This is a genomic window from Mesorhizobium delmotii (assembly GCF_900149755.1).
GTDB classification, from domain to species: domain Bacteria; phylum Pseudomonadota; class Alphaproteobacteria; order Rhizobiales; family Rhizobiaceae; genus Mesorhizobium; species Mesorhizobium delmotii.
Genome location: NZ_FUIG01000040.1, coordinates 4,541 through 11,552 on the forward strand (window position 1 = coordinate 4,541; position 7,012 = coordinate 11,552).

Consider the following 7,012-nt stretch of genomic DNA (forward strand, 5'->3'; position numbering starts at 1 on the left):
TCCAGTTCCTTGTCTGCTGTCGTGAGACGATGGTTGAGGCGAAGGTAGTCCGTCCAAGTCGGCGTGCGGAATGTTTCTGTCCATTGCAAAGGCTCCTGAAGGTTGCGCTGCAGCGTCCAGTGTCGAGCACCGACGCGGCTGTGTACATGCCGGCGCTCGCGCATGAGGTCCAGGAACGCCTCGACATTTTTCTCGGGTATCAGATACTCAACCTTGACTACGATGGGCCCGCTCTTGGCCTCAGATCAAGCGCAACTGCCGGGGCGTCGAATTCTTCCAAAGGATCGGGCTCGGATTCGCGGCGCTCGCGAAGAGGAAACAGGAAACCGGCTGCAGCGACCAGCAGCAGGGCTCCAGCGGAGCCCTCCAGCGCCAAGGTCAGGGAATAGTTCTGGGCCACCGTGCCCCATACCCAACTGCCCGCCGCGATGCCGCCATCTATCAATGCATAATAGATCGAGATGGTCCGCCCCACGACCCAGCGCGGGCTCGCCAGCTGCACGCTCACGCCAAGCCCGGACCAGGCGGTGACCCAACCCGCGCCGCCCAAGGCGAGTGCCATTGCCGCCACCGCAAGCGAAGAGCTCAGTGCAAGGGAAAGGGAGCACGCCGCGCAAGCGACGCACGCAAGCGTCATCAGTCGTTCTTGAGACAAGATCCGCCTGAACAGGCTGTTGGAGATGCCGGCAATGAGGGAGCCTGTCCCGAAGCCGGCCATGAGCGTGCCATAGGCGAGCGGCCCTCCCGCCAACTGATCGCGGACAATCAAGGGCAGCAGAGCGAGTATGGCGATACTTGCCAGGCCAAAGAGGGTTCCGCGGGCGATCGCAGCTTTGATCTCCGAAGACATCGCCGTGAAGCGCAGCCCGTCATAGATCGCCGTCCTCATCGACGCGCGCGGGAGCCGGGAGGAGCGAACCTTCCACTTGCAGCGCCATATGGTGCCCAGAGGTACCAGATAGCTGAGTGTGGACACGGCGAGAGCCGTCACAAGCCCGAACGAGGCAACCACGATGCCGCCGAGCGCCGGGCCTACGGTCCGGACAGTGTTGAATCCGACGGAGAGCAGGGTGACGGCAGCGGGAACGTCGCGTCGGTCCACGAGATCGCCAACCGAGGCTTGCCAGGCGGGATCGTTGAGAGCACCGCCGCATGCAATTAAAAAGCTGAAGCCGAGGATCATCCACGGGTCGGCAAAGCCCAGCGCCACAGACGCGGTCAGCATTGCAGATGCTGTAGCCATAATGCACCGGCCGGCGAACATGACCCTGCGACGGCTGAAATTGTTGGCGATAGCCCCTACGAAGACAGACAAGATGAACGCGGGCAGGTTCGAAAGCCTGCACCAGCGCAACCATCAGATCGGAAGTTGAGACTGTCGCCATCAGGCAGCTGATGGCGACAGTCTGCATCAGCCAGCCGAGACTCGAAACCTGCGTGGCGAGCCAGATCGAACGAAAGGTCCGGTTCCTGAGCGGCGCAAATGTCGTGGGCGAAATTGACTCCATCTGCGCGCGCCATCCCCATCATCTTCTCGAGCTCATCGCCTTCGGTCTACCGGTCCCTTGATCTACACCTTTTTCCAGACGCGATCCCCCCTGGAGGGTGGCAGGATCAGGGCCATCTTAGCCCGGCCCCATGCTCTCTAACGGAATAATTGCTTTGACAGGGACGAGCTCTTTTTCTGGAGAGCAATGTCTGATGAGGCACTTGATCCGCCAAATCGTCATTCCTTTTATAGCTTGGGCTTCGTCGGGTCTGATAATACCGAGGCCGGAAATGCTCGATTGTGGTCGGTGTTTTGTTGAAGGTTTTGCCTCATGGCAGATCTGGGCTCAAGGGCGCGGATCGCCATGACGGCGACGGTCGAGACCATCCCTGCGCAGGATCTAGGCAGCCATTGCGCTTTCACCTTCTGTATGTTCCACATCGGGACGATCGCCGGCATGCCGATGAGGCCAGTGAGCGTCTTGCGGCGCGCGATTGGCGAGACGTATTTCCCCAACCTCACATGAGGTCGCGTCGAGAAATCGTCATGTTCCAGTCCCTCCCTTTTGAGCCTCTGGCGCGGTCAATCCGCACCTTAGTTCTGTCGACACCACGAGCGGGGCATTCGTTCTCAAAGAGAAATACCCATTCGCAAGACCTCACCGCCGAAAAGTGTTAGCACCTCGGGACGCGAAGTTGTGCCAAAATGCGGTGACTGCTGAAATGCGGGAGGCGGAATCTACCTCGGTTTGAAATGTTGCTTCTGCGCGATCTGCTGCACATAGCGTATTCGCCGTCGCATGGTGGAGTGTGGCACGACTGACCAGCATCACCGCGCATTTTTCAAGTCCCACCCTGCGATCCTTCACACGGCGAGTGGCTCGTGGGAGATCTGGCCAGTGAGGATGCGCTAGTTCATGGGAACGTCTCTGGGTTGCAAACGGATGGCAAGCAGTTGGGACTTAGGACAACGGTGGATCACCTGTTAGAGGGCAGGTCTTACCCGACACACTCATACGGCGAGGGGCATAGTTCGCGTCGTTCCAGAACTACATGGCCCGGGCCCACCCGATGATTAGACACCAGATATATGTTGCTTCGTGCTCATCGGCCGCCACCTTCCTTGTCTCATTAGAGCCAGCGACTGCCCTGCCGTTAGTGCCGGGCCAAGCCGCAAACGACGAACAGGATGACGCCTATTTTCGCCGAGTGTTCCGTCGGTTTGCGAAGACGAGATGCCGAGTTCGTGCGATAACATGGTGCCAGTGTTCAAGGAACCGCCTCTGCCTTTTGCCGCTCGATCTTGGCGACCTCGGCGTTCAGCCTCCCGCCGACGATTCTCGGCGGCCATGCAGGGCTTGATGCCGATCGCCATGATCTCGATCACAGGCATAGCGCATGCCGCATAGCTTCAGTATCCAATCATGTCGACTTCGGAACACTCCATCAGCTTATCTCCTGTAGCGGCGCAATCGACCTGCGGGCCACATTCCGCCGCAGCGCGTCCGGAGTGAAGATGGTGACGTCGGGGCCCCATCACGCCGACATCAATGAACCTCGCGCCCAGGTCATCCAAAACACGGGCCTAGTGATGGCTAGTCGGACAGGCTTCGATGCCGATCAGGCCTATATGGGGACATCGTCCGCCGCAGCTTTCGACGGATGGGCCGCGCCCTTCGCGTCAACAGCGTGCATCTGAAAGACATGCTTGGCGCTATCCAGACTTGTGCCAGCTTTCTCCATGGGATGGCTCTCCTCATTTAACTTTCGATAGCCACACTTTGGCACATTGCGATGCCGATCAGGCCACATTTCAAAAACATCGTTTCATGGAGGAGGTATTTCACAAGTAGAACGATTTCGGCATGGATCGTGCGTCGTGAAGAGTTATTCTTAGCTATGGAAGGCTCAAAGGAATCTCTCGTCCGGCACAGCCTGACTCGGTGCAAATCTAAGGAGTTCGCGTGCAAGACCACTTGTTTTCTGATCTTCGTCGGACAAACCCTGGGAGGGCGGCTACGAAGCCGCACGTGGAATTTGGACCGTGGCTGTGGAATTCGCATCTATGGAACGGTGATGGCATCGCAGGACGACTTCGACATAATCGTCGAGAGCAGGAGTGGTCATGCGGGTTCGCCGCATCGAAGCATCGATCCCATTTGATCGCGGCGCAGATCATCGTCGGCCTGCAAATTTTGGTCTCACGCTATCCGACCTGCTCGACTCACTTGGTTCCCGTTACTGAATCAAACGCGACCCGAAATGGCCGGCCCCGCCGGGGCGCTCGCGCCGGTTTGCGTGATTTCGCTCAACGAGAGATTATGGAGATACATAGAGCCGCCAACTCCAGGCTTGCAGCTGCGGCTCGCTAGCTAACTCCCTGAATGCCGGTCTTCTCCCTCTTTCACTGGAAAAAGACATGACATCTTCTGATACATTGAACGCCGTTTTCAAGTATATCGAAGGGAACCGCACCAGATCTCTCGAACGTCTGATGGAATATCTTCGTCATCCAAGCATCAGTGCCGAGAACATAGGTATCGACGAAGTAGGTGCCCTACTGGTCGAAATGCTGACGGAAATAGGACTCGAAACCAGCTTGGTGCCGACGGCGGGGAATCCCATGGTTGTGGCGCGGTGGGAAAGGGCCCCGGGCAAGGCTACGGTACTGCTCTACGGACATTACGACGTGCAGCCGCCCGACCCAATCGACCAATGGGTCTCACCACCGTTTGAGCCCACACTACGCGACGGCCGGCTTTTTGCCCGTGGTGCCGGCGATAACAAAGGCCAGCATTTCGCACAGGTCCTGGCGATTGAGTCTCACTTAAAGACGCATGGTGCGTTGCCGTGCAACATCATCTTGTTGTTGGAAGGCGACGAGGAGATTGGCAGCCCGCATATTGCCGATTTCGTGCGTGCCAACACGGATGCCCTAAAGGCTGATCTTGCCGTCACTGCCGATGGCCCTCGTCATGCGAGCGGTGCACCTGTGATCAAGTTTGGAACGCGCGGCGTGGTCTCATTTGAGCTGCGTTGTCGCCACGCCTGCCGTGACCTGCACTCGGGTAACTTTGGTGGCGTTGTGCCCAATCCGATCTGGACGTTGGTGCACCTTCTCGGAACCATGAAGAATCCCGACGGCGAAATTACCATTGATGGCCTCCACGAGGACATCGAACCTCCATCACCGGAGGAGCTTGTTGCGGTCGAGCGCCTGCCGCTCGATGTCGAGGCTGTTATGCGGAGCCTGCGTATTTCGAGACTTGATGCGCCGAAGGAAACGCCGTTTTATGATCGGCTCTGCTTCCGGTCGACGCTGACGATCAACGGCTTCCATGGCGGGTATGGCGGGCCTGGTAGCAAGACCGTCCTCCCCAGCGAAGCATTCGTGAAGTGCGACATACGGCTCGTGGAAGCGCAAGATCCTCAAGACGTCCTTCGCAAGGTAGCCGACCATGTGGAGAAATACGCCCCCGATGTGGAGTTCGTTGCGCTAGAGAGCATGTCCCCCTCGAAGACGCCGATCGCCTCTCCCTTCACCGAACCGCTGCGCCGTGCTTTCGTTGCTGCGCAAGGTGAGGAGCCTCTGCTGATCCCCGCAGGATTCGGCAGCCTGCCCGGTTATGTCTTCACCAAAATCCTCGGCATTCCTGCTTTCGTCACTCCATACGCCAACTACGATGAGGCAAACCATGCGCCGAATGAGAATCTAACCCTCAGCTGTTTCTACAGCGGGATTCGCACAGGCGCTGCATTATTGCATGAGCTTGGCTCGTTGCGACTTGGCGAATGATCGATTAGCGGTCTGTCCCTGGGATACTACGCAGTCTTTCCGCGGCCCAATTCCGACATCGCGCTTTCGACAGGTTCAAGGCGGCCTGGGATAGCTTTGTGGACGATGCGGGACAGCCGATCAGGATTTGTGTTGAGCCGCGCTTGGCCGCCCGGCAATTCGGTGAAGCAATGCCGCCGACACGCCGTCCAAAGGGAGTCGGCACTAGGCTATATCTTAAATTTATTCAGGACGAACCATTAGGGTGGTGCAGCTGATGCCAAAAATAAACGCCGGGCGCTTGCTCTCGGAACTCAGACGTTTCGCGCAATTCGGTGCGTATCGGACGGGTGTCCATCGCCCGACCTATTCGAAAGAGGACATGGATAGCCGCCACTGGCTTGCGCAGCAATACGAAGCCGTAGGCCTTCAGGCTCATATCGATGGGGTGGGCAATGTGTTCGGCATGCCGCCCTCGGAGCGGCGATCGCTGTTGATCGGGTCGCACGCAGAATCCGAGAACCATGCCGGCTGGCTCGACGGGGCGCTTGGCGTAATGTACGGCCTTGAGATTGCCCGGACCTTCGCGGAAACACCGGACTGCGCTGGCCTTGCCGTCGCCCCAGTGGCGTGGGCGGATGAAGAAGGTCACTACGTCTCAATGCTCGGAAGTCGTTCATTCATCAGTGACATTGACGAGGCGGAGATTGACCAGGCTGTGAATGTCCATCATGGGCTGCCGCTCAGGGACGCGCTCAATACGGCCGGCCTGGCCGGCGTTCCCCGATCTCTGCTGGAACCGAAACGCTACGTCGGTTATCTGGAAGCACACATAGAACAGGGCGACTCGCTGGAAGCCTCGGGCAACCGGATCGGTGTTGTTACAAGCATCGTTGGAATCTGGCAGTACTCAATCGCTTTTTGCGGCATCCAAAATCACGCCGGTACGACGCGCATGGCTGTCAGAAAGGATGCCGGCGTCGCTGCAGCGACGCTGGCCATGGCAATTGCCGAGCGCTTTCCGAAAGTGGCCGGCCCGCGTTCCGTGTGGACCACAGGCCACATTAGCCTGGAGCCGGGTGCTCCCAGCATAATTCCGGGGAGGGCAGAGATGCTGTTCCAGTTCCGGGATTCAGAGATCCCGGTGCTTGAGCGCCTCGATACGGTACTAAGGCAACTGGTAGAAGAGACCGCGATTAGGTCGGGCTGCCGTGTCGAGATCAAGCGGACCGAGACCGGCAAGCCATGGCAGATGGATCCGGTCTTCCAGGCAGCGATAGAGAATGCGGCCGCACGCCATGCACCCGGCGCCTATGTGAGGATGCCAAGCGCAGCCAGTCACGACGCGCAGGTTGTGGCCCGTAAACTGAGAGCCGCTATGCTTTTCGTGCCAAGCATCGGCGGTATCAGCCATCATTGGACCGAAAACACAGACGATGCCGACCTGGTGCTCGGCTGTCAGGTGCTGGCTGATGCCGCCGAGACGGTCCTGCGAGGCGAAAGCAGGTAGCGGTTGGCATCCGAATGGAGTCATGAGAGCGGGTCGATGCGATCGACGCCTACAAGCGCCGACAAGCCGCTGATGCTCGCTGATATCAGATTCACAAACCGCCGCGCCGCCGCACGCCGGCTCATCCCCTCCTTCTCAACCGCATCGATCACCCGATTGCGTAGATCCTGTGCGTAGGCTGCTATCATCCATACTGGCCTCCTTTCCAGCCAGCAGGTTGAATCAGGAGGGTTCTGTGT

Annotated in this window: 3 protein-coding genes and 2 pseudogenes; 3 read left to right on the plus strand and 2 right to left on the minus strand. The window is 58.6% G+C overall.

All coding sequences use genetic code 11. From position 1 onward, the window contains the following. Positions 1–1,508, minus strand: a pseudogene (locus tag BQ8482_RS23170) (MFS transporter); the annotation flags it as partial. A gap of 312 nt (positions 1,509–1,820) precedes the next feature. Between BQ8482_RS23170 and BQ8482_RS38260 the strand changes: the two are divergent. The 3 genes from BQ8482_RS38260 to BQ8482_RS23190 all read left to right on the plus strand — a co-directional run bounded on the left by BQ8482_RS38260 (position 1,821) and on the right by BQ8482_RS23190 (position 6,773). Further along, the gene (locus BQ8482_RS38260; protein ID WP_165848677.1) at positions 1,821–2,015 is read left to right on the plus strand and encodes a hypothetical protein; all 195 of its coding nucleotides are present in this window, start codon (positions 1,821–1,823) and stop codon (positions 2,013–2,015) included. Positions 2,016–3,907: 1,892 nt separating this feature from the next. Then, positions 3,908–5,284, plus strand: a complete 1,377-nt coding sequence (locus tag BQ8482_RS23185) for a M20/M25/M40 family metallo-hydrolase (RefSeq protein ID WP_123149729.1) — start codon at positions 3,908–3,910, stop codon at positions 5,282–5,284. 256 nt (positions 5,285–5,540) lie between these two features. After that, positions 5,541–6,773 (plus strand): hydantoinase/carbamoylase family amidase, encoded by a 1,233-nt coding sequence (locus tag BQ8482_RS23190; RefSeq protein ID WP_123149731.1) that lies wholly within the window; start codon positions 5,541–5,543, stop codon positions 6,771–6,773. A gap of 20 nt (positions 6,774–6,793) precedes the next feature. On the opposite strand, the pseudogene BQ8482_RS38265 reads toward BQ8482_RS23190, so the two are convergent. Further along, a pseudogene (locus BQ8482_RS38265) lies at positions 6,794–7,012 on the minus strand (hypothetical protein); the annotation flags it as partial.